The sequence below is a fragment of the Xenorhabdus thuongxuanensis genome (assembly GCF_001908095.1).
GTDB lineage: Bacteria > Pseudomonadota > Gammaproteobacteria > Enterobacterales > Enterobacteriaceae > Xenorhabdus > Xenorhabdus thuongxuanensis.
Genome location: NZ_MKGR01000090.1, coordinates 1 through 905, shown reverse-complemented (window position 1 = coordinate 905; position 905 = coordinate 1). Strand labels below are relative to the sequence as shown.

At 44.8% G+C, this 905-nt stretch carries 1 protein-coding gene; it reads left to right on the top strand.

The features are described 5' to 3' along the window. Positions 1–137 precede the first annotated feature (137 nt). Positions 138–905 (top strand): condensation domain-containing protein (locus Xentx_RS18155; protein WP_279625124.1); only part of this gene is annotated, 768 nt, incomplete at its 3' end.

The window sequence follows — 905 nt, the reverse complement described above, 5'->3', positions numbered from 1 at the left end:
GCTTGTCTTTGTATGCCAATACTCTCTTTCGAAAATCTAAGCTGTAACCCATCTCATTTTATGCCTTGTCATCTTAGGTTTAGATATTATGTCATATTAATATGATTTAGCTATATTTTTCACGTACTGTTTACTCGCTGACAAATCATACCGAAGATGAAGATATTGTTATTGGTATTCCCGTACATAACCGTAAAAACAACAAACAAAAACGCACGGTGGGGATGTTTTCATCGGTGATTCCAGTTGGTATAACCGTTTCACCCCATGATACTTTCCTTGATGTGATGGATAAAACTGCCGCAGAATTGCGCCGTTGCTACAAACGTCAGCGCTTGCCAATTGCAGAAATCAATCGGCTTATACAAATCCAGCAGCAGACCGGACGTGCTCAGTTATTCGATATCATGCTGTCATTTGAGTGGATAGATGTGAACGCCGATATACCCGACGCCACACTCAAATACTGCCAAATACAACGTGGTGCACCGTTCCCGCTTGTTATCGCTGTCCACCAATATGCATTTGCTAACAGTGAGGATGCCCATAAACCGTTCACTCTTGAATTTAATTTTTCACCCAATTACCTGAGTCGTGCTGAAGTGATAGCCCTCCAATCTCGTCTCATGGTATTGATAGAAGCTGCCCTGACATCTCCAGAAACCCAGATCCGAAACTTACCTATGTTGCCACAAACAGAGCAGCAACAATTGCTGGCAGATTTCAATGCCACACAGATGGATTTCCCACCAAACACCTTAGTCCACCCTCAATTTGAAGCGCTGGCAGAGCAACAACCCAATGCCCCCGCCGTGGTATTTGAAGGGCAAACTATTCGCTATGGCGAACTGAACCGCCGCGCTAATCAGCTAGCCCATTATCTGATTGCGCTGGGCGTCCGTCCG